Origin of the sequence: Candidatus Erwinia haradaeae (assembly GCF_900698955.1) — a bacterium.
Taxonomy (GTDB): domain Bacteria; phylum Pseudomonadota; class Gammaproteobacteria; order Enterobacterales; family Enterobacteriaceae; genus Erwinia_E; species Erwinia_E haradaeae_G.
The window spans coordinates 339,503-365,765 of sequence record NZ_LR217720.1 but is presented as its reverse complement, the minus strand read 5'-3'; the positions used below and the strand labels follow the sequence as shown (position 1 = coordinate 365,765).

Sequence of the window (26,263 nt, the reverse complement as noted above, 5' to 3'; positions counted from 1 at the left end):
AGCACCTAAAACTTTACTGATCAAAGCATAATATGCATTATACTACTGGAAGAATAGAGTGACACAACCAAGACAATAACATCTTGTACATCATATGAATAATTTTAGACAGAATATGGTATCTGCAAATACCGCACCTACCATGATCCTCGACTCAATTACTCACACTAACAATACAGATGCATATATCATCCCATATATAGCGAACCTATAATTAAATGGCATTGAATTGTAAATTACATAGTAATTAATATCTCAAAGATAAATTTGCTAGCATCTGTTCTCAAGTATCGCAGTAATATTGAAAAACAATTTTCAAGTGCCGTAGAGAGTCGATAAAATCTTGTTAGACTAATAGCTGAAATTTCTTTGATTAACGATATCATCCCTATATATATACTATGCATTTAATCCTTCGCAGTGTTCATGATCTCTAGTTTAGGATATAAAAAGATAATATATATCAATTATGATCGTCACTGTAGGGGAAAACGATTACTAAATTTTTGATACTTTCGTACATTTTCCAGGTTTATCCATGCTCGCGACGATATTACATGCCATATAAACATAGTGCTATATCTTTATCGTACACATATCTTGCAAATTTCATATGCAATTACAATTGACAAATACCTTCTCATTTTTTTAAAAAAAAGAAGGTTCCTAATTGCTATATAGTGCACACCACTCTACGGTTAAAATGTATTAAAATAAACATCATTCAACCTATGCTAATACACAGAAATCCAAAATGATAATGTCGTGGTGTGTAAATATTGTTGTACACAGCATTGTTCTACCGAGATTTTCAATCTACATATCACATGTTAAAGTTTTATCTTAATCTTATTAAACACCTAAAATCTTAGAACACATCATATATTTATATATATAATATAATGTAGATTTATGTATTACTTATGTAATACTTATGTAATACTTATGTGTTATGGTCGTAATATTTATTAACTATATCCATATATACAGATATCATATAATATCAGCCACTTATCGCAATCTACCCTGTATATACCTCTTATAATAAGAGATATGTAAATTTCTTATTATAAGAATAAGAGCTAGATGATATATACATATATATACTCATAAATAAATATGAAACATAACCGAATATCAGTTATGAATATTTTGTATGTATTCTTACTTGACAGCTTCTTTTAAAGATTTACCTGATACAAACACCGGCACTTTTACTGATGAGATATAAATTTCTTTTCCAGTCTTAGGATTGCGACCCATTCTCTCTGCGCGTTGATGTATTTTAAAAGTACCAAAACCCACTAGTTGTACATTATTTCCATTTTTTAAGGACTGAGTAATTTCTGTCAATATCGTCTCTAACGCTACTTTAGCCTGACGCTGAGATAAACCTGCTTTTTCTGCAATTATCTCTAATAATTGAGCCTTATTCATAGCTAATCCTCATTGTATATGTGGCGCTGATGCGTTGTACTTAAAAACATTACTAAATGCTACCATGTCCCTTATATATCACCTTATCATACTAAGATATTCAATGAACTTAGATATTGAATAAATGTTCATTAACATATCATGTGTTACTAACAATCTATGCATAATACCAAAAAGTATTAGTACATATTTCTACTCTCGAGAGAGATCTTATAGATAAATATCGATAAATAGAAAACCATATGGCTTATAATTTATTGTACATAATATTATTAATCAATATATATTCTATTTATTGCTATTAATAGATAGGTGAAATAACTTGTAATACAACCTCAAAACAATGTAATGCTAGCACTTAACTATAAATACTCCTATTTTAACTCTATGCATGACTATCAGTCGATATGTTATTAATTTTTAAAACTATTTCTTTACATTAAAAATATAAAGTATATTTTATCCGTCTTATGGTAATGAATACACAGGTACTCTATTTGATAACATTCCATCACTGTATATTAAATACAATATTCTTTTCTTGTAGAAGAATACAATTTTGATGTAGTTGTATATCTATGGTAATCGTTATAAACGATATTTATACACTTAATAAAAGTATATTGATGAATTTATGGTTCCCTATATAAGTATAGTATCTAGATAAGATAATACTTGCAGTTTTTGTTATTTTATATTTATGCAATAAAGTACACTGTAAGACTTTAATTAAATATTCACTATAGGATATCTTTTAAATATTTTATATAAAGTTAAAAATATTTTTTTTATATTCTTCATAACACCCTTACTATAGTGCCTTTCTCTTAATTATAAGTATCCAAGACTCATCAGTTTATCACTAGCCACTGATCATCTCTCTCAATCGCAAAATAATTCTTATGAATTACTATATATCTTCTTTTTTTTGAAGATTTAAGCATATATAGTATAATGAGTAAGAATTGATAATGTCATATGAAAAAAAATTTATACACATGCTCATAAGCGTCGTATCACATACTTATGTTAATCATCCTGATTAAATCTTGTATATTTATTACAGATGCATATACGATACACTAAATAGGTAAATTTGATCTATACGAGTATGAATGTATGCTATAATTTTGAATATGTAAGATACCTCTATGCATCACATTCAATATAGTGTGTATAAAAAAACTATATGATATATACATACCACATTTTATTGATGAATCTCATATACTCGCCTTTATTTATATATATAATTTTAATATATAAATCTTTTCTTGTTTCCATTTTAATAAAAAAGAGATCATAAAAACCATTCATATATATAATCTATATGATTATAACATATGATATTTTTATAAAAACTTACATATTACTAATATAGTGAAGTGAGGCAGATACACCATAAAAATAAAAATTTCTAAATTTATTTTTAGATACATTACCTATATGAAAATTCATGATTATACGAAAATCTCAATTTAAACATGTTATTTTATAAACATTTTATTTAAAATTTGATATATATTTTTGTAAAATTCTCTATATAAGATAGACCTGACATATATAACTGACTAATAGTCTATTTTGGTGGAAACTCGTGATGACATAAAAAAAAGAATGTAACATCTTTAATATAGCTATTCCAAAGATCTTCTCTAGAATACTTTTAGCAATACGGTAAAGATAGTATGCAATAATATTACATACTATCTTCGCGCTCCTTAGTCCACCTATGAGAGAAAATGGTAAGAGTGGCACTGAAAGATAGATCATACAAAGTAGCCATAATGTAAAAATACAAAAAACAACAGATCAGTCCCCAACATCTTTACAATAGAAATATAAAATACTGCTTTTGTTATTCTGTCTGCTGAATGATAACTAATGTCAGTACATGCTATATTTGTCGCATCTTTCTTTATATAAATAAGTCATGTCTAGTGTGTGTAAAAAAATATTGTATCATATTCTTAATATATCATGCTGACGATAGAAATGTAGAAATTATATTAACAATAAACTACTTATCCAAATAACCAATATAATCATATGATTATCATAATCATATTTTTACGTGAAAACGTATAATGTTAGAGTAGAAAAGAGTAGAATACTATTCTCTAATATACATATACAAATGACGACTATACCAGTAGTGTACTCTGTACATAGCATTAAAAATATCTGATACCTCTCACTAAAATGAATCTACAGAAAAGAAGAACAGATAATCATAAAAAATACATATATTATACCTGTGTATCACGTATATTAATGCATACATAAAATTTTTATATGCAACTTATCAACCAGACGAAAAACTTCCCACCCCTGTCATCCTCAAAACTCTTAATTATTTTACTGCATAGTCATTAATTCATATTTACCACAAAAGAGTAATATAATATACTGGCGATAATAGTAATCAATGACTACTTACTTTGATATACTGAGCAATTAGTAGCATTCATATATTTCTGCTGGTAAACATTGATATCGCCTACAAAATATATCCGTATATCTTTCAATATGTACAAGTTACTTATAATAGTAAATTGATGACATGGACCCTAAGAATCAGAAATTCAGAAAACGAAAAACCTGCAGAATGACATAGCGATAATCTAAGTTTTAAGAATATCTTTGTACATATCTATTGAAATTTTTTAAATAATCTAGAGAGATACTACGCCTTTTTTGCAAAAATTTCTCAAATATGCAATAATGTCTTTATTACAGACATAATTAGAAATTTATTCTCGTATTTAGTCTCTTTTTCATCTATGCATAAATGCTATTAAAAATATAATATGAAAATTTATATCACATCTTAAACAAATGCTATACAGTCGTAAAACTATAAAAATGAATACCATACTACATCAGTTTACCTAACAATGATATCTCAATAAAGAATAGTTATTAGATGCTTTGCACTATCATTACAATATCCAATAATACTACATAAGAAAATCAAAATAACAAATCACAGTTTTCTAAAATTATTAGAATATTGCATGCAATATTCATGTTACTACTATATAACAATTCCTCTTTATTCTGCTAAAGCATGATAACGCTCACCATCTATAGCTTTGGATGTTAAAAGTTTAGGAAAAATATTCCCTCTAAAAAATATGCTCACCATATAGAAAATAGCTAAAGATATTCAAAAACTAGTGATAATCACAAAAAACTATTCTTTCTTACTATCATTATTCATATGTATATTTTGTTGTAATAAATAGTATCGGATGATAATCTTTTGTTACGGTATCGAATGATATTTCTATTATATTTCCTATGTTATGCAGGATTGTGGTAATAGAGCATAATCTTTCTACATTTTTTATTTTATCACTAACAATAGGCTTCTCCTATATAGTCTAGTGGACGCTGGTATTTCGGAGTATTTGTATATACGATCTCGATGAATAATCAATTATTCTACCTATTTAGTTCGATGGGCAATTTAAAACATCACATATACACTGACATAATATGCTTAAATCTTATTACTTTGCAAAAAGAGTGAGTATCTTATATTCCTATAAGATAATATTATTTCAATAAAGTATAAAAATACAATTCATATAACAAACTATATTTTATACAGCTAGCACATACTATTCTGTTGATCTACTCGATATCATCATTAATTTATGTTAATCTACCTTATGATGTAACAGTGATTATATCGTACAGCTAACTAATGCAGAAGAGTATATACCCTTCTAAAGGGCATTACATTTCAAACAATATCGAGATGTTTTTGATGTACGTCTGGAAAAAAAATCCTAAATTCCAGTAAGTATTACTATATTAATCTGTGTTAAATACATAAAAGAGGAAATTAAATTTTATGATGCGTATCGCTCTATTTTTGCTAACTAACCTTGGTGTTATGGTGGTTTTTGGCGTCATTCTTAGCTTAACAGGGATTCAGTCAAGTAGTGTGGTGGGTCTCATGATTATGGCAGGTCTATTTGGTTTTGGTGGAGCATTTGTTTCACTGTGGATGTCTAAATGGATGGCCTTACGCTCTGTGAGCGGAGATATTATTACAAAGGCTAGTAATGCAACTGAACATTGGCTAATGGAAACTATTACCCAACAATCAAAGAAAGTGGGTATTTCTACACCGCAAATAGCCATTTACCATGCTCTCGATATGAATGCTTTCGCGACTGGTGCGCGTCGTAATTCATCATTAGTAGCAGTATCTACTGGACTATTACAAAATATGACTCGTGAAGAAGCTGAGGCTGTTCTAGCGCATGAAATTAGTCATATTGCGAATGGTGATATGGTTACCATGACGTTAATACAAGGTATTGTAAACACTTTTGTTATCTTTATATCTCGAATATTAGCCCAAGTAGTATCAGGTATGCTTTCCAATGACCACGAAGAAGAAGAGGAGGAACATACTAACGGCCATCCAATGGTCTATTTTATGGTTTCTATGCTGCTCGAGCTCATATTCGGCATGATTGCCAGTATGATTACTATGTGGTTCTCACGTCACCGTGAGTTTGATGCTGATGCAGGCGCAGCTCATCTTGTTGGACGTGAAAAAATGATTGCTGCATTAGAACGCCTCAAAACTAGCTGCGCACCTGAGGAAGCTGGTAGTATGATGGCACTGTGCATTAATGGGAAATCTACATGGATTAGTGAGATTTTTATGTCACATCCACCATTGGATAAACGCATTAATGCACTGCGCCACACGCCTAATACATATACATAGTATAGTATAGTACACGTTATGGTTGTTGTGTGGTGTGTGTCGTGTTTATTGTGATGTCTGCAATACAGTATTCATTATTACTACTACCTTCTTTTGTTATGAAGATAGGAAATTTCTCTCTACGAGAGAAAAGAATTAGCAACGCACACATGTACTTTTATAAAGTACTACCGCTACACCGCTCGCTATACTAACATAAGGAAAATGTATAAGATACTTGGATCATCCGCCCCGATCCTATAGAAAAAATCAAACCCATAACTATTGCTGTAAAAGCAGAAATAGTTATGGGTACAGTTGTCATCAGTATAAAAAGAAATAACATATATGTTCATTAAGTATGAAGCGGCATAGTGATACACTAAGAACTATATCACTGTAATTATATAGTATACATAGCACGTTCTTTATATATCGCCTTTAGAGAGGCATCTAAAAGGATGTTCTGCTGATCAATAACCGAATCAAAAACCTTAAGTGAGTCAGAAAGTGCATAAATAGCATATATATAAAAATCTTTACTCTTCAGCATGAAATGCATCACTGATAATGACAGGATCAAGCTATATTGTTATCATTAATCCCACTACTTCGTGTATTTTTTAGTAATATAGTGATCCCTAATAAAACACCCCACTTTATATTACCACTGACTTACTCACAAATACTAATTATGCTCAAAAATAGTATTTTCTAGCCAACTTTCTAATATTATTGCTGCCGCAAGTGAGTCAATATAATTTTTTCGAAGGGCTTGAAAACCTCTTCTTTTAAATATTAAAGACTTGGCTTCAACCGTACTTAAGCGCTCATCATGTAAGTCAACTAATACAGTATATCGTATATGCATGAAATTTGCAAATTTACGTGCGCGCATAGTTAATGGTTGCTCACTACCATTCATATTCAGTGGTAATCCTACCACAATATTTGTAGGTTGCCACGTCTGCATAAGGGCATCCATTTCATCTAAAGAAGGCATGCCAGCCTGCGCTTTTAGTGCCTTTAAAGGATAAGCTGTACTCGTGATACACTGTCCGCTAGCGACACCAATGCTTTTCATCCCAAAATCAAATGATAAGAATGTGTGACTTCTACTCATGCATGCCCTGCGTCGCCAACTATGTTGTACATATCAATACCAATGGTTTTTGCTGCTTCGCGCCACCGTGCCGCAATGGGAGTATGAAATAAAATGTTGCTATTTGCAGAAGTGGTTAACCAAGCGTTTTCCATTAATTCCTGCTCTAATGGACCCTGTCCCCAAGCACAACACCCTAACGCAACTAATACCTGATCTGGTTGTTCATCTGTGCCTAAAGTTTCTAAAACATCACGGGATGTTGTCATGATTGTGTTATCTGAAACACGAATGCTAGAAGAAAAAGTCTTTTGTGCTGAATGCAAAATAAAACCACGATCTTCCGCCAAAGGCCCACCCACAAAAACAGGTTTATTTAATTTAATATCTGATCTCCTACTAGAGGAGTGAGCGATTTTTAGTTTTTGCAACATACCTGGAACCATAAGGTTATCTACTGGTTTATTGATAATTAACCCCATAGCCCCATCAGCATTATGTTCAAATATATAGATTACAGACCTTTTAAATAAAGGAGTCTGCAGTGTTGGCATAGCAATTAAAAAATGATGCTGTAAATTCATGCGCAATATTCTGTAGTCTAGTGAATGCTTACTATTAATAGATTATTCGATACAAAATCTCTATTTTGATAAACTCTTTAATAACCCGCTATAGTCAGCATTCAGGAAAACGTTTTTCGATTACATCCATTAACATACCAGTAATCGATACCGGAAAAGCAGTCTCAATCTCACAAATACAAGTAGGACTTGTTACATTAATCTCAGTCAATTTATCTCCTATAACATCTAAACCAGCAAAAATCAGTCCTTTTTGTTGTAAAATTGGTGCTACACGATGTACTATCTTTAAATCGTCTGAAGATAGCGGGCGAGCCTCACCATAACCACCAACTGCCAAGTTACCACGTGTTTCACCTAACTGCGGCATACGAGCTAAACAATATGGAACCGCTTCGCCGTCTACAATTAGCACACGCTTATCGCCATATATAATCGATGGCAAATAATCTTGCGCCATACAGTAAACAGTACCGTGCTTAGTCATAGTTTCAATAATAACTGATATATTAGGATCTTCTTTGCGCACACGAAAAACCGATTCCCCTCCCATACCATTCAGTGGTTTGAGTATAATATCATTATGTTCTTGCAAAAAAGATAAAATATGTTGAGTGTTACGAGTTACGAGTGTGTCTGGAGTAAGATCAGAGAACCATGTAGTAAACAATTTTTCATTACAGTCACGTAAGCTCTGTGGTTTATTAATAATCACTGTACCTAATTCTTCCGCACGCTCTAGGATGTAAGTAGCATAGAGAAACTCACTGTCTAAAGGTGGATTTTTACGCATCAATATGACATTCAGATAAGATAGTGAGATATCTTTTTCATTACTGAAAGAAAAACATGGATAAAATCGTCTCTGAATATTCAGTAAACAACGTGTTCGTGCACGAGCTTCTCCTCTATATAAATATAGATCAGACATTTCCATATAATGAATTTCATAACCACGGCTCTGTGCTTCGATTAACATCGATAAGCTAGAATCTTTTTGATAATTAACAGAAGCGATAGGATCCATTACTACGCCTAGCTTAATCATTCCTCTCTCCACTTGACGTTGTATTGTGCACATTATACAATCTATTCTAATACTATATTCTATATATTAACAAGAATGAATTACACTGATATAGACGTATGACAATTTTCAGTATTTTTTGAGAGAAACCATCATAAAGAGGCAACTCATCATTGATGATGTCATCATATTTTATTTTAATATATATTAAAAGTCAGGAAACAAAAAAATGGCCGCACTTCTTAATTCTTATATTTTCTTCACGCTCGCTACAAAAACATAAAACAAAAAATACACATATTTAAAATTAAGACACAAATTCTATATTATATAAATATACTAGCAAATTTGAAGATATAAAATGGTATACATATATAGGTTACCTACAATGTTCTATCCAGAAATATTAATAGACAGTTCGAAAAATATAACCTCCGTGAGATACACGGACGAAAGATATGTAATGATTAATGTTTATTATTAAAAACTACAGTCTTTTGTTAATAAAAATTAATAATTTAATTGAAATACATTAAATTATACTATTTTTAAAAAAGTTTTTCAAAACTTTCATTATATGTAAAAACATACACCTATTCTCATAATATATATCATCTTCATACGATATTCCACACATTATCTCATCTATACACTATATATTTTATACTACGTCGGTTGGTGAATCATTATACCATGCGGTCTCTATTGTATAGATTGTCATCTACGACTCTGATATAGGTAGTACTGCTGGATCAGAATTAATACGTGTAACAAGAAGTTGGTCAATGCGATAACTGTCTATATCTACTACCTCAAATTTATATCCTTGTAGTTTCACAAAATCAGTACGTTTTGGAATTTTTCGTAACATAAACATCATAAAACCCCCAATCGTTTCATAATTGTCCGATTGCGGAAATGCATGCATATGTAAAGCACGCATGACATCATCAATGGGCGTACCACCTTCAATTAGCCATGAATTTTCATCTCGTGCAACAATCTGATCTTCTAACCCTTGACCAACTAGATCACCCATCAACGTAGTCATTACATCATTTAGGGTAATAATACCAACTACTAACGCATATTCATTCATAATCACTGCAAAATCCTCTCCTGCAGTTTTAAAACTTTCTAATGCTTCAGAGAGTGTAAGCGTATCTGGTAAAATTAGTGCAGAACAGATCTGTATACTACCATCAAGAGATAAAACCTGATGACTTAAAACACACATAAGAAGTTCTTTTGAATCTACATAGCCGATTATATGGTCAATATTATCACCACACACTAGAAACTTGGAATGCGGATGACAAGCAATTTTTGCCTTTATACTATTTTCATCTTCATGTAAAGTGAACCACACTACATTTTCCCGCGGAGTCATTGCAGATGGTACTGTACGTGATTCTAATTCAAAGACATTTTCAATTAATTCATGTTCTTGTTTACGTAACACACCTGCTAATGCACCTGCCTCCACTACTGCATATATATCATCAGATGTAATATCATCATGACGTATCATAGGAATTTTAAAAATACGAAAAATAATGTTTGCCCCACCGTTAAAAAACCATACAAGTGGTCGAAAAATAAACAAACAAACACGCATAATACTAATAATCTTTAAAGACATCCGTTCTGGAGCAATCATCCCCAAACGTTTAGGAAATAAGTCTCCAAATAAAATAAATAAACTCGTAATTAATGTGAATGAACATATAAAGCTTAAGCGTTCTGCTATCTCAACATCCATAATATGTATGAATATTTTAAAAAAAACTGGAGAAAAAGATGCGTCACCAACAATTCCCCCAAGAATTGCCACCGCATTAACACCAATTTGTACAACAGTGAAAAACATGCCAGGATTTTCTTGTATTTTCAGTACAGACTGAGCGTTAATATTACCCTCATCAGCTAAAATCTTTAATTTAATTTTACGAGCAGCCGCTAAAGAAATTTCGGAAATAGCGAAAAAAGAACTAACTAAAATGAGTAGGAATATAACAAGAAAATTGTCTAACATATACAATCCATATTTGATGTTAACCATGTGAAACAAGTTATGTGCAAAAGATAATTCATATACACTCGGTATATACAATCACTCGGTAAATACAATCTCATACACTATCTAAAATGTTTTTAATTTTTAACACACTACATCTCTCTCATGCAAATGCTAAAGTGAGAGTAACCATTTATAGCATACATAGTCAGAATTTCTTAAACTCTAACAAACGAACGTGTTATATACTAAGTATCACAAAAGCGAAGAACACAACGTATCTTGTATAGCATACACCACCATGCTCACTAAATACTGAATACATAAAATATTTTTGTTATTACTTGTTATAGCTTATAGCGGTATATTTTATATAGTACACACTAATAAGTAATGTCAAAATATTGCTAAAAATCTTCTTTTCTATAAGTATGGAGACTTCATCAGAGTGTCCCTAATTTATCTCAGCATACCATCACTCTATTTGTATATACCGTCACTCTATTTGTATAATAACTAAACCAATAAATGCCAAACCAATTACTTTAAGAAATAAATAAAACCTTATAAGATAAATCATCCATCATCCATTACGGTTTTCATCATAAAATCCATGCAACAAGAAATATGATAACTTTAACGATGTACGTGATCATGGCATACCTATATGCCATCTTAGGGGTATGATGATCACATCAGATCATAGTGATGATCTAAATTAAACTATCGAGGTAACTACACGATTCATATGAAAAAAAATATAGTAGAAATCCATAACGTCAGTTTCGCTCGTAATAATCTGATCATTTTCGATGCTCTCTCGATTTGCATACCTAGAGGAAAAATCATAGCTATTATAGGTCCATCTGGTGTAGGAAAAACTACACTATTACGCTTAATTGGGGGACAGTTACGTCCAACAAACGGGGAAATATGGTTTAACGACGTAAATATTCCCACTCTTTCCCGTGCATCTTTGTATCAAGTCCGTAAAAAGATGAGCATGCTGTTTCAAGTAGGAGCGCTATTCACAGATCTTACTGTGTTCGATAATGTAGCATGGCCTCTACGGGAACATGCTTGTTTACCCACACCCTTACTACATAGTACAGTAATCATGAAGCTAGAGGCAGTTGGATTACGAGGGGCAGCGCATCTCAAACCCTCTGAGCTTTCAGGAGGTATGATACGACGAACTGCACTTGCACGTACACTCGCACTAGAACCAGATTTAATTATGTTTGATGAACCCTTTGTAGGACAAGACCCTGTTACTGTGAAAATATTAATAAAACTGATACATGAATTACAATATGCATTAGATATGACCTTTATAATCGTTTCTCATGACATTCCTGAAGTGCTAAAAATGTCTGATTACATCTATATTATCGATGAAAGGCGCATACTTGCTCAGGGTACAACTCATGATCTCTATCAGCATCATAATATCCGTGTTCGTCAATTTATCGATGGAATTTTAGATGGACCTATACCTATTTTTTTTCCTACTCAGGATTATCTACAGGAATTACTTAGTTTTAGACAAGGCGCATACTAATGTGCCTACAAGTGTTGGCATTACTCGGTCGAAAAGGATTAAATTTTTGCGCTTCTTTCGGTCGCGCCGGATGGATATTATTTCACGCACTATGTCATTTTCCAAATTATCGTTCACATGGAAAATTATTACTAGATCAGATATATTATATTGGCGTGCTATCATTATTAATTGTAACAATATCTGGGCTATTTATGGGTATGGTTATAAGTATGCAAGGCTATCTAGTCTTGAAGACTTATGGTGCTGAGAACGATCTTGGTATAATAGTGGCATTATCGCTATTACGTGATCTAGGTCCAGTGATGACAGCTTTATTATTTACTGGGCGTGCTGGATCTGCTGTCACTGCAGAAATTGGTCTAATGAAAGCCACTGAACAACTCGCTAGTATGGAAATGATGGCAGTGGATCCATTACAACACGTCATCCCCCCTAGATTCTGGGCTGGCTGTATTAGCATGCCTCTGCTAACATGTATTTTTGTCTCAGTAGGTATTATTGGTGGTGCCTTAGTAGGCGTTGCATGGAAAGGTATTGATTCTGGTTTTTTTTGGACTGCCATCCACAACGGAGTTCATCTACAAGAAGATATTACTCACTGTATAATTAAAAGCATCGTGTTTGCTGCAACTGTAACATGGATAGCATTATTTAACGGTTATGATGCGATCCCAACTTCTGAAGGAATATGTCGGGCCACAACACGCACTGTGGTGCACGCATCCCTAGCTGTATTAAGTTTAGATCTCTTTTTAACAACACTCATGTCGGGGCACTGATGTATAATGCAAACAAAAAAAAGTGAAATTTTAGTAGGCGCCTTCTTAATACTATCTATCAGTTCAATACTTTTCCTTTGTCTACATATTAGTCGCCCGACATCTCCATTTAGTGCACCCGCCTGGAAGCTCCATGCTATTTTCGACAATATAGGGGAACTTAAAACTGGCTCACCTGTAAAAATCGGTGGAGTAGTGATCGGACGTGTAACACGCATTGCACTTAATCCAAAAAATTACTTACTAACAGTAAGCATGGATATTGAAAAAAAGTATAATAACATCCCGAATACAAGTTCACTTTCAATAAGAACATCTGGTCTATTAGGTGAGCAATACTTAGCATTAAATATAGGATTTACAGAACCGGATCTGGGAACGAATATACTGAAAGATGGGAGCGTCATTCAGGATACAAAATCTGTTATCGCGCTTGAGGATCTTGTTGGGCAATTCTTATACAAAAATGAAAGCATTAATAATCAACACCAGCTATCTCTAGGTAAACGGTCTAAGTAAAAATAATAAATATAGATCAACAACATATACTCCATAGCAGAGGCAACAATGTTTAAAAGTTTTCTCATCCTGATAATGATAAGCATTGCCCCTCAAATAACACATGCAAATACTGAGCAATGTAATCCATATAAGATTATGACAAAAGTTACTGTGCACACTTTTGATCGCATTCAACATGAACAAAAAAACATTAAACAAAATCCCAGTTATTTACATACAATCATACAAGAAGAATTAATGCCTTATATACACGTTAAATATGCCGCTGCATTAATACTGGGACGTTATTATAATCATACAACCCAAGCTCAGCGTGATAGCTATTATAGCGCCTTCAGTGTTTACTTATCGCATCTTGCTAGCCAAATGCTATCTGTATATCAAGGCCAGGCCTATAAAATTACACCAGAAAAACCATTTTCTGGTACAAATATTGTTACCATTCGTATCACGATCTTAAATTCTTATGGCGGTACACCAATAAGATTGGACTTCCAATGGCGTAAAAACAGTATAAATGGACGTTGGCAAGCCTATGATATCTTGACAGAAGGTGTTAGTATTATTAGCACAAAGCAAAACGAATGGAGTCATATCCTTCGTAAACAAGGTATTGATGGCCTAACTAAAACACTTACATCCTACACCCATCCCCATCCACTGCATTGAATAAATAATCACAATGAGCACGCATCTGCACTGGGAAGTTCAAAAAGGACACCTCTATCTTAGAGGTGAACTAACATATGAGACTTTACAACCTTTATGGCTACAACACAAAAAAGTAATGCAATACGTAGACCACATTAATCTTGCAAAATTAACACGAGTAGATACGGGCGGGCTTGCCTTGCTAATTCATTTGCAGGCGATGGCTATTCGTCATGGAAAATCACTCTATTTTTCTGGCATCACAAAAAAACTACATACATTGATTACACTATATCATCTTCAAAATATTATTAAAGGTACACCCTAAGGAATATAATTTTCACAGTCGTATGTACAAAGATTCTATTAAAATACGCACCCTTTGCTTAACCTATTATGTTCTTATGTCTTGGTTTGAAGTCATACTTAATAACTTTTCTTTCTTCATGAAAACTCATCATGGCCATCATGTTTATATGCTCGTTTACATATTTTCTGGTGGTACACAATATGGGAAATAACACTTGCATATTTTGTTAATTTATCTGTTCATATTACCATAATAATATGGCATTATAATCTTTTTGTCTGTATTATACATAATATGTAAACTTTCTTTTATATGATTCAAGAATTGGCGATCCTCTTATCTCATATTAATGAGAGGAAATAATACATTATTCAATGAGACATTTTACTATCATGCATTAGGTAACATTACACTCTCTCCTAACATGAGAACATGTTTCCTAGCCCTTATTTGGGACCTCTGTAAAAATAAAAAATGATTTCATCATACATGTGCTAATCAAGATATACATTCATTACATAGAGATCCCGCGCAATCTCTAAATATAGAGACTGTACATTACTTACCATGGGCCATAGTCTCTTTGTCTATGTTTTAAATAAATTACATTCACATCATGCTATAAATATAAAATGTCACTCAATCGATGCGCTAATCATCATCAATGCATTATAAATTTATTATGATCATTATATTGCAAATATATATAATACTAAAAAAGTAACCTCAGCTCCATGTTAACTATTCTCACTACTATCTTTCACTTTAAAATTACAATGCAAATCATTATGAGCCAAAAAATTATATGCCCTTCTAACGCCTTCTACCTATTAGATTTATGCTATCCATCAGACCTCAATGCTTATGCATGATGCTTTTATGATACAAGAAATATTAGTGACCGTATGAAATCGATACTAATCAGAACGATATTAATTCATCAAATCATATAGTGAGGTGCAAAAACATGATTCATAATAGTACCATTCAGTCTTTTTTATTAGAACAATTGCCATTACAAGAAGTCCATATAAGCGGTAATAGTAACCACTTACAAATTATTGCTATCGGTGAAATTTTTTTTGGACTGAGCCGCGTTAAACAGCAACAAATAATTTATTCATCTGTGGCCTCTTATATTACTGAAAATCATATACATGCTGTTTCCATTAAAGTCTACACCCCTGAAGAATGGAACCGGGCCCGTAAGTTACATGCCGATACATCTATGTCGTACTAATGCTTGAAGTGCTCATATAACCATACCAGAAAGATAGAAGAACTGGTGGAGAAGGCGTGTCTCAGAAACTCGAGTAATAGAAATGGATAAATTTCGTATACAAGGTCCAACAAAGTTAAGCGGTGAAGTCACTATTTCTGGCGCGAAAAATTCTGCATTGCCTATTCTGTTTGCCTCACTACTAGCTGAGGCTCCAGTAGAAATCCAGAATGTTCCGAAGTTAAAAGATATAGATACTACGATGGAGTTACTCAGACAACTCGGTGTGAAAGCAGAGCACAATCATTCTGTATACCTAGATGCAAGTCAGGTGAATGTGTATTGCGCACCATATGATCTAGTTAAAACAATGCGGGCCTCTATTTGGGCTTTAGGACCATTAGTTGCACGCTTTGGACAAGGGCAAGTCTCCTTACCAGGAGGGTGCGCGATTGGTGCGCGCCCAGTGGATTTACATATTACTGGTCTTGAACAACTTGGTGCTAAAATTAAGTTAGAAAATGGTTATGTCAAAGCATCTGTAAATGGCCGCCTAACCGGTAAGCATATTATAATGAATAAAATTAGCGTTGGCGCTACTGTGACCATTATGAGCTCCGCTACACTTGCTATAGGTACTACGGTTATTGAAAATGCTGCACGAGAACCAGAAATTGTTGATACCGCTAATTTTTTAAATATGCTGGGAGCCAACATCACTGGTGCAGGCAGTCACCGCATAACAATTATCGGTGTTAATAGACTAGAGGGAGGGTTATATCGTATATTGCCTGATCGTATTGAAACTGGAACTTTCCTCATTGCAGGAGCTGTTTCCGGCGGTAAAATTCTTTGTAAAGCGGCCAAACCAAATACCCTCACAGCAGTATCAGAAAAACTACGAGAAGCTGGCGCTGATATTAAAGAAGGGAATGATTGGATCAGCGTAGATATGCACGGTCAACGCCCAAAAGCAGTGAATATATGCACTGCTCCTTATCCAGGTTTTCCTACTGATATGCAGGCACAATTTAGCTTACTAAACTTGATTGCTGAAGGATCTGGGATTATCACTGAAACTATTTTTGAGAACCGATTTATGCACATACCAGAACTCATGCGCATGGGAGCTCAAGCCATTATTCAAAGACACACTTTGATTTGCCATGGCGTAAAAAAGCTATTAGCAGCCCCAGTTATGGCAACAGATCTACGTGTTTCAGCTAGTCTCGTACTGGCAGGTTGCATTGCTGATGGTATTACCCTAGTAGATCGCATCTATCATATAGATCGTGGATATGAACTGATTGAAGAAAAACTGAATAGATTAGGAGCAAAAATTCAACGTATTAATGACAAATAACTACACGTATCATACATTTTAAAAATAAAAAAATAACCTGTTTAGGTTATATTTTTATGCAAGCTTATAGAGAATAACTGAGAATATTATTCTATAATTATAGTTAACCAACAAATATAAATTTACAATCTATGCATACATATTAGTATATATGTTCCTCTCCGAAAGGTGAGAGATTTTTTGCATCATATGTGTGTCATAAAAGATCCAATTTTAGGTTATTTAGTACTATTATCTTTAGCTTCTAAAAAGATATCTCTAACACTTCATACATATATATACAATAAGCATTACAGCTCATACTTTAACATCATACTATAGATATAAAGATGTGATTGTATATATCTTATGGTGATATTCATACGCCAAAGACTGCTATATTATGACAGAAGTATATACTAGTTACATACATATACCCTTTCATAAAATACATCTCTCTATATTATATAATGTAGAGAGCAACATCTCATTTTATACTATCAATCCAAAACAATGTATGGCTGTATTGCTCGCGTCAGGTACTACTATCCTGGGGGTTGTATACCATCATATAACACCTGCCATCACAATGTGTATACACGCATCGGATGCATTAATATTCCGCTCTTTATGTTATTTTTATTCACATTCATGTGCGTTGCGTAATAATTCATTAATACTAGTTTTAGACAGTGTCTGTACATCCACTTTTTTTACAATGACTGCACAATATAAGCTATATTTACTATTTTTGGATGGTAGGTTGCCTGCGACTACTACAGATCCTGCTGGGACACGTCCATAGTATATGCCACCAGTTGCGCGATCATAAATTTTTGTACTTTGCCCGATATAGACACCCATAGATATAACTGATCCCTCTTCTACAATCACCTCTTCAACAATTTCTGAACGCGCCCCAATGAAACAGTTGTCTTCAATAATAGTTGGATTGCTTTGTAGTGGTTCTAGCACCCCTCCAATGCCAACACCGCCAGATAAATGTACATTTTTACCAATCTGCGCACAAGACCCAATAGTAGCCCATGTATCCACTAGTGTACCCTCATCGATATATGCACCAATATTAATATAAGAAGGCATTAAAATAGTATTACGAGCAATGTATGCTCCGTAACGCACTGCTGCTGGCGGCACGATACGTACACCTTCTTCTTTAAAACGCGAAGCATTATAAGAAGAAAACTTTCTCGGAATCTTATCATAAAAAGGGTTATCTAAACTACCTATGACCTGATTCTCATGAATGCAGAAAAAAAGCAATATTGCTTTTTTTAACCATTGATGCGTTATCCACTTATCTTTGATTTTTTCAGCGACGCGTAATTCTCCTCTATCCAGTAGCGAAATAAGATAATTAACTGCCTCATAAGTATTTTTATCAACATTATTCGGAGTGATACTCATGCGGTTTTCAAATGCTTCTTCAATGATATGTTTTAATTTTTTCATACAGATCCTATTCTAGTCGTATCACCTGGTTCACGCCATCTAGTATCAATATAAGGAATATACTGAAGTAATATACATAGGGTTAGTATCATGATATTTGAATGGTTATAACTGATGGCAAGCATTGTCAATGATATTGTATCTCAATCATGATTCAAATCTTCTACAAGGAACATTGTTTTTATTTCGAATATGAGAGATAAGCATAAAAACTCTTACACATCACCTTCTCATAGATGACTTTATAAAATTTTACAAACAATAGCAGTGATTTATTTGAACTACATATAATAAAAGTTAATATTTCTCAAGATGTCTTTCTATTTTTATGCCATGCTTTATCATATACTAATATTATTTAATCATGTTATATGTAGATTTATTTTATATAACAATTCCACTACATCTACACTATTATAAGTACAGGCGGCCTCTCAAAATGCGTGTGTATCATAAGTAATGCGATACATTATTACCATCTATGTATCACCAAATCATATCAACAAATACTAACTTCTTTGTTAGAAACCTAAGATTCATAAATATTGCATTCAAGATTCAATTTTGATATACTGTATCTTACAGATATCATCCTATAAGTATGAAATAATGGTCTACTGTATGTGACATTATAAGAGATACATCATATCTTATATAAAAGTTATACACATACTATAAAATATATAATCATATCTCAGCATAACTATTTAACATTCTAAAAATATTTTGTATATACTTTCAGAAGATATAAAAGATCACTTAAATATTTAGATAATAATCTTGATACATCAAAGCTATAAATAATTTTTATAGCAAAACATAGAATACAGCACCTATGCCAATATGTAGAAAATAGTTTCCATACTAGTATGATTCTGATACTTTTCAATATAGCAATAATAATATTTCTTAATATATCTGAAGAGCTGCCTGATATGTTAAAATAAATGTTCTAGATCATTATTAGAATTAGTGAAATATTTAAAAAAATATAACTATTATTCTTATTTCGCTGTAAGATATATTTTTCTTAATTATGAAAATTTTATTTTAGTGCAGCACCCTGCATTATTTTATGCTAATGTCTCAACTCTAGCATAGAGCGATTATCTTGCAAGAAAATAACTACCACGAATTATGTTATGTATGGTTATTAGAACCATCTCATAAAGATGTGTAATATAGCAGAAAAAATATTTTTTCCCTAGTGAGTTACTATATAGAAAAATATTAAGAAAAAGAAATTAATGAAGGAATACTAACGTTGAGAAGATAATAGATACAATGACAGAAGTAACTTTAAACAACTGGTAACTTACATTAGTTTATCACTAAGATAATGCAATATTCTCTGATATAGAACATGCAATTCACTGTATAGTAGAGACTTCTCTAAACACTCATACCATATTCTAAGGTGATTGATACAGCATCCTTATGTAGCGAAAAATTACTACCAAAACACTATAAAGACATTTATGCATAAAAATGGGAAGATATTAGTAAACAAACTAAACATATACGCATACTTCTTCACACTCGTATGCTATGCAATGAACTGTCAATTCATATGATCACGTTAATAACTTATCATCATCAATCCACATTCTGTGGAGATATTAAAATATTTTTTTATAAATGCTTGCGTAATGAATACAACTGCATTTAATATATATAAACAAAACAAGCACAATAGTAAAAAGTGAAATATTAAATACATATACATCAGATATATAATGAAAAAGATGATGCAAGCAATACACACAATAGCTAATAAATGCAAAAACCTCTAATAATACAGAAATTTTCTCATATGCATGCCTCTCTTTCTATCATTCAATATTTATATCTCGCAAAGAGAAATGCGGCGCGTATAATCACCATCATGTATGCAGTGCTCACATAAAATTTTTATATTTAGAGGGTAATTCTATACGAAATAATTATAAGAACAAAAGTTATAAAGATCACTTTTTCGAAAAACTACTGTATTACGTAAAATACGCGCTGTTATAGGTCGATCTTGTCGCGCTTCGTTAGCCATTTAATATCTAAAAATATACATACTGTGTGATCGTTATAAACTTCTTAATACAGATAGAATGGATGCATATAATATTATGTATAAATCAATCTAGATTGGATACTGTATGGGGAGGAAGATATGTACAACTATCTTAATAGTACCAAAATAGCATTTTTTGGCGGTGAGAGAGGGATTCGAACCCTCGATACGTTTCCATATACACACTTTCCAGGCGTGCTCCTTAAGCCACTCGGACATCTCACCTAATGTAGTTGTGAATTGTTTGAGAAATTTTATCCTTGATACAAAAAATAGTCAATGCAATCCTCTCAAAACATATAGAAGTTTCTCGAAAGTAATCCACTTATATGCTTGTTGCAATAATACTTTTGTATATTAGAAAGCTTCTATATAACGAGTATATATCAGCACCATAATGGCATTTTACAAAATTACCACTGAGTTAGTACAGAACGCGATATCAATAATATATTACAAGAAATACATGCCAAATATACGCGTTATATTTCTCCGTAAAATATTAGGGGAATAACAATTATAAATATCCCTTCTATACCTTGTATATATAAACACTACTAGATTAGATACAGCAACATTACCTATGATATTTATCATACAGAAAAGTGATATATTTAGTACATATTGAACTTATGATATATGTTATCCAAATATTTTACTATCATATTCATTTTCTTCACCTTTATATATCCTACCACCCATTAAGCGGAAAAACTCACTAATGATTCACATCGCATGTTACAGATTTACTAAAATATAAAAAAACGTGGAAATTTATAAAACATCAACATAAGATATTGTCATAGAGTACTGAGGTGTGCAGTATACTCATCGTATACATTATGCCATTAGAGAAAAAAAATAGCATATTGCTATATAATAGAATTCATTAATTGATGTTTCAGACGACATGATATAACTATAAGGTGATGCTTTGATGACACTATTTATTAATGATTTTTATCATTTATCATGTTAAAATATTCACTTTAAAAAGCATCTTGAATATAACTTTCAATCTATCTATATTTTCAACCTTAAAATCACGCAATATATTTACAATTAACACCTTTTCGTACTAACATTATATAATATCGCTATACAGTAAGTTACACGTACCATGTCATGTCAGAAAATACAGACTAGGTCTCTTTTAATATTCAGAAGACATGATCAATAATATACACATTACTTGTGATAAATTATATCTTTAAACCACGCAGTTACTAACAGTGCGGTTATAAAACACAGAAAATATAGGAACCTAAAGTCGAATACGTTATATAACAGTTTTATTTTTTGCTATTTTATAAACAAACTCAGTCACCCATTTCATTCTGACTGTGTATTCTGATAAATCACAGATAAACCGGATGCGTGTTGGACCATCCAGTACCCATGAATGTGGTTCTTGTGTTAATAAATCGATAAATAATGCAACATCTACTTTATTATCTTTATCTAACTCTATAACCCCCCCTCTTGCACTAGCTTCGATCTTTCTTATTCCCAATTTTTTCGCTATTATACGTAATTTAGAAATATCTAAGAAAGTACGAGCAGTATCTGGTAGTAACCCAAAACGATCAATTAAATCTATCTTAATTTTTTCTAATACATTGCAATTTTGTGCGCTAGCAATAAGTTTATAAAATGATAATCTAGTATTGACATCAGGAATAAAATCACTTGGAATATAAGAAGGAATTCTGAGCTCAATATCAGTCTGGTTGTATGTTAAATCTGCTAATGATGGCTCACGTCCCATTTTCAAAGCATCAACAGTATTATCTAAAAGCTCTGTATAAAGTGAAAAACCAATATTTTCTATTTGACCACTTTGCCCTTCACCAAGTAATTCCCCTGCCCCGCGAATCTCAAGATCATGAGTAGCAAGTGCGAGTCCGGCTCCTAAATCCTCTATTGCTGTAATAGCTTCTAAACGCTTATGTGCGTTAACAGTCATCACTTTTGGATGTGGTGTTAATAACCAAGCATAAGCTTGATGATGGGAGCGCCCCACCCTACCACGCAATTGATGTAGCTGTGCAAGACCAAATCGATCAGCACGGTCAATGATGATGGTGTTAGCAGTAGGTACATCTATGCCAGTTTCAATAATAGTCGTGCATACCAATACGTTGAAACGCTGATGGTAAAAATCATGCATTACTTGTTCTAATTCACGCTCGTGCATCTGACCATGACCGAGTGAAATACGTGCTTCAGGTATTAACTCAGAGAGTCGTTTCGTGACTTTTGCAATATTATCAATATCATTATATAAATAATATGCCTGTCCACCACGTAAAACCTCACGTAAAATTGCCTCACAAACTATCCGTTCATCATATTCATGCACAAAAGTTTTTACCGGCAAACGACGAGCTGGTGGCGTTGCAATAATAGATAAATCACGGATACCATGCATAGCCATATTTAAGGTACGCGGGATAGGTGTGGCAGTAAGGGTAAGAATATCAACATTAGCTCGCATCGCTTTAATACGTTCTTTATGACGTACACCAAAACGATGTTCTTCATCAACAATAAGTAAACCTAAATCATGCCATTTTATCTTATTTTGTAAAAGCTTATGAGTACCAATGAGTATATCTACTTGCCCACTTAATGCGTACTCCAATACCTGAGACTGCTCTTTATCAGTACAGAAACGTGATAACATCTTGATGCAAATAGGCCAGTTAGCAAAACGATCACGGAAATTATCGTAATGTTGCTGAGCTAGCAGTGTAGTGGGTACTAATACTGCTACCTGCTTTTGATTAATCACCGCTAAAAACGCAGCGCGCATAGCTACTTCTGTCTTACCAAAGCCCACATCACCACACACCAACCGATCCATAGATACAGGCTTACACATATCGTTCAATACTTCATTAATAGCTCTTTCTTGATCGATAGTAGTGATGAATGGAAAGCTCTCGCAAAATAATTGATACTGTTTTTGGTCATGCTTAAAAGAAAACCCAGATCTTGCTGTACGTTGTGCGTAAAGATCTAATAACTCAACCGCTACATCGCGTACTTTTTGAACAGCCTTTTGTCTAGAGCGCGACCAGGCGTCTCTTCCTAACTTATGTAGCGGGACATCTACGTTAGAAATTCCAATATAACGAGTAATCAAATGTAGTGATGATATAGGCACGTATAGTTTAGTATCCCCCGCATATACTAGCATTAAGTATTCTACTGAAATGCCATTGGTGTCAAGCGTTACTAGACCCATATAACGCCCAATACCATGTTCAGTATGTACCACAAGTTGACCAGGGTTAAGCTCTGAAAAGTGATGAATGAAGATATTTTTGTTCATCTGATGAAGAGGATCTGGCTCATAACAAACAAAGTTTTCACCAAGAAGGTTACTTTCACATATTAAAGCACGATTGCGCCGCTTATCAATAAACCCTACCTCACTGGCGCTAATTAACAAATAATTTTCTATCGCTTGTGCCTGCGCTAGTGAGTGGATAATATTTAATTTTAGTGGAATATGTGCTAAGCGCTCTTGTAATACCTCTCGGCGTCCTTCACTTTTTACTGAAAATACCACTTGACCTTTAAAAGAAGCTAAAAACTGACATAGTCCGTCAAGTGGTTTTTTAGAATGCGCATGTATTGTCAGGTTCGGTATGGGTGCGTACTCTAGATTAGTATTAACACTATTCTCTACTAGTCGTTCAGTGCTAAATTTTATAGATGGCCAACCATTTAATTCATGTAATAATTCATCGCCGCTAAACCACAAAGAAGCAGGAGGCAATAAAGGGCGTAGAGCATTAGCATGATTTTTTATATAACGACTATTAATATCATCCCAAAAGGATTTTGTACTAGTTTTTAAATCATCTGTCATTACTATTAGTGTACGCGATGGTAAATAATTAAAGAGCCCAGAAAGTGGTTGTGCAAAAAACAATGGCTGCCAATATTCAATGCCAATAGGCAATACTCCATTTCTAACTTGCTGATATATAAAAGAAGACTCACATTGCACCCCAAAATACTGATGCCATTGCTTTAAGAAAAGTGCAAGCATTTCTGGGTGAGTTGGAAACTCATTCGCTGGTAGTAAATTTATTACAGTTACCTCTTCCTCTATATCTTGACTATCAATATTAAATACATGCAAACTATAAATACTATTTTTAGAAAAAGTAATACGGCAAGGTTTCTCACTGCCCATGGGATAAATATATAATAACATTCCGCAATGAGAAAACTCACCGTGTTCCATTAAATGATGGACGCTGCGATAACCAGCTTGTTTCAGTTCAGTACATACTTGATGAAGAGCAATATTTTGCCATTTTCTGATTACACATCTAGAATTATTTAAAAAAACACGAGGACAAACACGCTGCATTAATGTACTAATCGGTAATATAAGAATACCGCTTGTTAACATAGGAAGTTGGTATAGAATAGATAGACGAGTGGAGATAATTGCCTTATCTGGTGAAAATTTATCAAACGGGAGCGTTTCCCAACTTGGAAATCTTATGACCCTCTTCTTAGTAAACTGTTTAATTTCTTCATATAAACGCTGCGCCTTCTGTATATCTTGTGTGATTAGCATCACTAAACCATCATGACGTTCTACTATTTCGGCGCATTCAATAGCGTAGGCTGCACCGGTAAGTTGTCCTATATGGCGTTTATCACCTGCTCCAGATGGCAAATCATAACAATAGATTTCTAACATAATTAATTAAGAAGTATCTTCGCAAAATAAATCAGCTATACCCTGATTAAAACAATGGTTTTATACAAGCTAACAAGGCGTTATGTATGCCTGATTGTCCTATCATAAACATAACAACTAGACAATATAACATTAAAAATAACTTTTCATATATTATCAGATTGTGAGAAAAATTCTTGTATCGCAGAACTAAAATATTCTACGTTATTATCTTGGTCACCAAGATCTATGCAATTAGAAAATAAGCTACGTATCAAGATACGATACCCCCGGGGATACTGTCTACTATATCTTTATATGCTAATATGAATCATATTAATCTCTCGCAGAGAAAATATTAATTATTAAAAATCATTTCCCTGTTGCTTGAACATTAATCGAACATAAGTAATATGTATCGCAATGTCAAAAGAACAAGTGCATATCTGTAATGCTTATTACATGTACACGCTGCTAGCTCGCTAACCATATTTCAAATTATTTTCAGAGAAATCAAAATATTTTACCAATATAAATGCATATAAGTTCCATTAAACATCATAATGCATGTTAATGAAATGCGTAGTAATAGCCATGTTCTGCCTGTACTGTATACATGACATGCCTACACATACTATAATAGTTTATTTTTATTTTTTAGTGGAATTAGCAAACCTATATCATTCAATATAGTCACATGTATGCATAGCCTAACATAAAACTAATATTCA

15 protein-coding genes and 1 tRNA gene are annotated in these 26,263 nt (G+C 32.9%); 8 read left to right on the top strand and 8 right to left on the bottom strand.

Translation table 11 applies throughout. From position 1 onward, the window contains the following. Positions 1–1,164 precede the first annotated feature (1,164 nt). Positions 1,165–1,437, bottom strand: a complete 273-nt coding sequence (locus ERCILAFE3058_RS01135) for an HU family DNA-binding protein (protein WP_157989651.1) — start codon at positions 1,435–1,437, stop codon at positions 1,165–1,167. A gap of 3,862 nt (positions 1,438–5,299) precedes the next feature. On the opposite strand from ERCILAFE3058_RS01135, the gene htpX reads away from it, so the two are divergent. Next, positions 5,300–6,190, top strand: coding sequence for a protease HtpX (htpX, locus tag ERCILAFE3058_RS01130; protein WP_157989650.1), 891 nt, complete (start codon positions 5,300–5,302; stop codon positions 6,188–6,190). A gap of 667 nt (positions 6,191–6,857) precedes the next feature. On the opposite strand, the gene ruvX is transcribed toward htpX, so the two are convergent. From ruvX to paeA, 4 genes are all read right to left on the bottom strand, one after another. Continuing rightward, entirely contained in the window at positions 6,858–7,292 is a 435-nt protein-coding gene (gene ruvX, locus ERCILAFE3058_RS01125; protein ID WP_157989649.1) for a Holliday junction resolvase RuvX, read from the bottom strand. Beyond that, entirely contained in the window at positions 7,289–7,855 is a 567-nt protein-coding gene (locus ERCILAFE3058_RS01120) for a YqgE/AlgH family protein (RefSeq protein WP_157989648.1), read from the bottom strand. The genes ruvX and ERCILAFE3058_RS01120 overlap by 4 nt, the downstream gene beginning before the upstream one ends. 94 nt (positions 7,856–7,949) lie before the next feature. Next, positions 7,950–8,903, bottom strand: a complete 954-nt coding sequence (gene gshB, locus ERCILAFE3058_RS01115) for a glutathione synthase (protein ID WP_157989647.1) — start codon at positions 8,901–8,903, stop codon at positions 7,950–7,952. 700 nt (positions 8,904–9,603) lie between these two features. Next, positions 9,604–10,917 carry a polyamine export protein PaeA gene (gene paeA, locus ERCILAFE3058_RS01110; protein WP_157989646.1) on the bottom strand — a complete coding sequence of 438 codons (1,314 nt, stop codon included), beginning with the start codon at positions 10,915–10,917 and terminating at the stop codon, positions 9,604–9,606. A gap of 730 nt (positions 10,918–11,647) precedes the next feature. Between paeA and ERCILAFE3058_RS01105 the strand changes: the two genes are divergently transcribed. From ERCILAFE3058_RS01105 to murA, 7 genes are all read left to right on the top strand, one after another. Then, the gene (locus tag ERCILAFE3058_RS01105; RefSeq protein ID WP_157989645.1) at positions 11,648–12,460 is read left to right on the top strand and encodes an ATP-binding cassette domain-containing protein; all 813 of its coding nucleotides are present in this window, start codon (positions 11,648–11,650) and stop codon (positions 12,458–12,460) included. Beyond that, positions 12,460–13,242, top strand: a complete 783-nt coding sequence (mlaE, locus tag ERCILAFE3058_RS01100; protein ID WP_157989644.1) for a lipid asymmetry maintenance ABC transporter permease subunit MlaE — start codon at positions 12,460–12,462, stop codon at positions 13,240–13,242. The genes ERCILAFE3058_RS01105 and mlaE overlap by 1 nt, the downstream gene beginning before the upstream one ends. A 6-nt stretch (positions 13,243–13,248) precedes the next feature. Then, positions 13,249–13,761 carry an outer membrane lipid asymmetry maintenance protein MlaD gene (gene mlaD / locus ERCILAFE3058_RS01095; RefSeq protein ID WP_157989643.1) on the top strand — a complete coding sequence of 171 codons (513 nt, stop codon included), beginning with the start codon at positions 13,249–13,251 and terminating at the stop codon, positions 13,759–13,761. Positions 13,762–13,809: 48 nt separating this feature from the next. Beyond that, positions 13,810–14,433, top strand: coding sequence for a phospholipid-binding protein MlaC (gene mlaC / locus ERCILAFE3058_RS01090; RefSeq protein WP_157989642.1), 624 nt, complete (start codon positions 13,810–13,812; stop codon positions 14,431–14,433). Positions 14,434–14,446: 13 nt separating this feature from the next. After that, a complete protein-coding gene (mlaB, locus tag ERCILAFE3058_RS01085; RefSeq protein ID WP_157989641.1) occupies positions 14,447–14,743 on the top strand; it encodes a lipid asymmetry maintenance protein MlaB in 297 nt (98 codons plus the stop codon). Positions 14,744–15,695: 952 nt separating this feature from the next. Continuing rightward, positions 15,696–15,965: a BolA family protein gene (locus tag ERCILAFE3058_RS01080; protein ID WP_157990054.1), complete on the top strand. Its 270-nt coding sequence runs from the start codon at positions 15,696–15,698 to the stop codon at positions 15,963–15,965. 82 nt (positions 15,966–16,047) lie between these two features. Next, positions 16,048–17,307 carry a UDP-N-acetylglucosamine 1-carboxyvinyltransferase gene (gene murA, locus ERCILAFE3058_RS01075; RefSeq protein WP_157989640.1) on the top strand — a complete coding sequence of 420 codons (1,260 nt, stop codon included), beginning with the start codon at positions 16,048–16,050 and terminating at the stop codon, positions 17,305–17,307. A 618-nt stretch (positions 17,308–17,925) separates the two neighbouring features. On the opposite strand, the gene dapD is transcribed toward murA, so the two are convergent. The 3 genes from dapD to mfd all read right to left on the bottom strand — a co-directional run bounded on the left by dapD (position 17,926) and on the right by mfd (position 25,553). Then, on the bottom strand, positions 17,926–18,759 hold the full coding sequence (gene dapD / locus ERCILAFE3058_RS01070) for a 2,3,4,5-tetrahydropyridine-2,6-dicarboxylate N-succinyltransferase (protein ID WP_157989639.1): 834 nt from the start codon (positions 18,757–18,759) through the stop codon (positions 17,926–17,928). Positions 18,760–20,961: 2,202 nt separating this feature from the next. Beyond that, positions 20,962–21,049 (bottom strand) — tRNA-Ser (locus ERCILAFE3058_RS01065). A 1,054-nt stretch (positions 21,050–22,103) separates the two neighbouring features. Further along, positions 22,104–25,553, bottom strand: a complete 3,450-nt coding sequence (gene mfd / locus ERCILAFE3058_RS01060; RefSeq protein ID WP_157989638.1) for a transcription-repair coupling factor — start codon at positions 25,551–25,553, stop codon at positions 22,104–22,106. Between the last annotated feature and the right edge of the window lie 710 nt (positions 25,554–26,263).

Bases quoted from the DNA above. Each gene is read 5' to 3' on its own strand.
- paeA (WP_157989646.1), bottom strand. From the start codon at position 10,917: ATGTTAGACAATTTTCTTGTTATATTCCTACTCATTTTAGTTAGTTCT.
- mlaB (WP_157989641.1), top strand. From the start codon at position 14,447: ATGAGCACGCATCTGCACTGGGAAGTTCAAAAAGGACACCTCTATCTT.
- mlaC (WP_157989642.1), top strand. From the start codon at position 13,810: ATGTTTAAAAGTTTTCTCATCCTGATAATGATAAGCATTGCCCCTCAA.
- mlaE (WP_157989644.1), top strand. From the start codon at position 12,460: ATGTGCCTACAAGTGTTGGCATTACTCGGTCGAAAAGGATTAAATTTT.
- murA (WP_157989640.1), top strand. From the start codon at position 16,048: ATGGATAAATTTCGTATACAAGGTCCAACAAAGTTAAGCGGTGAAGTC.
- ruvX (WP_157989649.1), bottom strand. From the start codon at position 7,292: ATGAGTAGAAGTCACACATTCTTATCATTTGATTTTGGGATGAAAAGC.
- ERCILAFE3058_RS01105 (WP_157989645.1), top strand. From the start codon at position 11,648: ATGAAAAAAAATATAGTAGAAATCCATAACGTCAGTTTCGCTCGTAAT.
- dapD (WP_157989639.1), bottom strand. From the start codon at position 18,759: ATGAAAAAATTAAAACATATCATTGAAGAAGCATTTGAAAACCGCATG.
- ERCILAFE3058_RS01120 (WP_157989648.1), bottom strand. From the start codon at position 7,855: ATGAATTTACAGCATCATTTTTTAATTGCTATGCCAACACTGCAGACT.
- mfd (WP_157989638.1), bottom strand. From the start codon at position 25,553: ATGTTAGAAATCTATTGTTATGATTTGCCATCTGGAGCAGGTGATAAA.
- mlaD (WP_157989643.1), top strand. From the start codon at position 13,249: ATGCAAACAAAAAAAAGTGAAATTTTAGTAGGCGCCTTCTTAATACTA.
- gshB (WP_157989647.1), bottom strand. From the start codon at position 8,903: ATGATTAAGCTAGGCGTAGTAATGGATCCTATCGCTTCTGTTAATTAT.
- ERCILAFE3058_RS01135 (WP_157989651.1), bottom strand. From the start codon at position 1,437: ATGAATAAGGCTCAATTATTAGAGATAATTGCAGAAAAAGCAGGTTTA.
- htpX (WP_157989650.1), top strand. From the start codon at position 5,300: ATGATGCGTATCGCTCTATTTTTGCTAACTAACCTTGGTGTTATGGTG.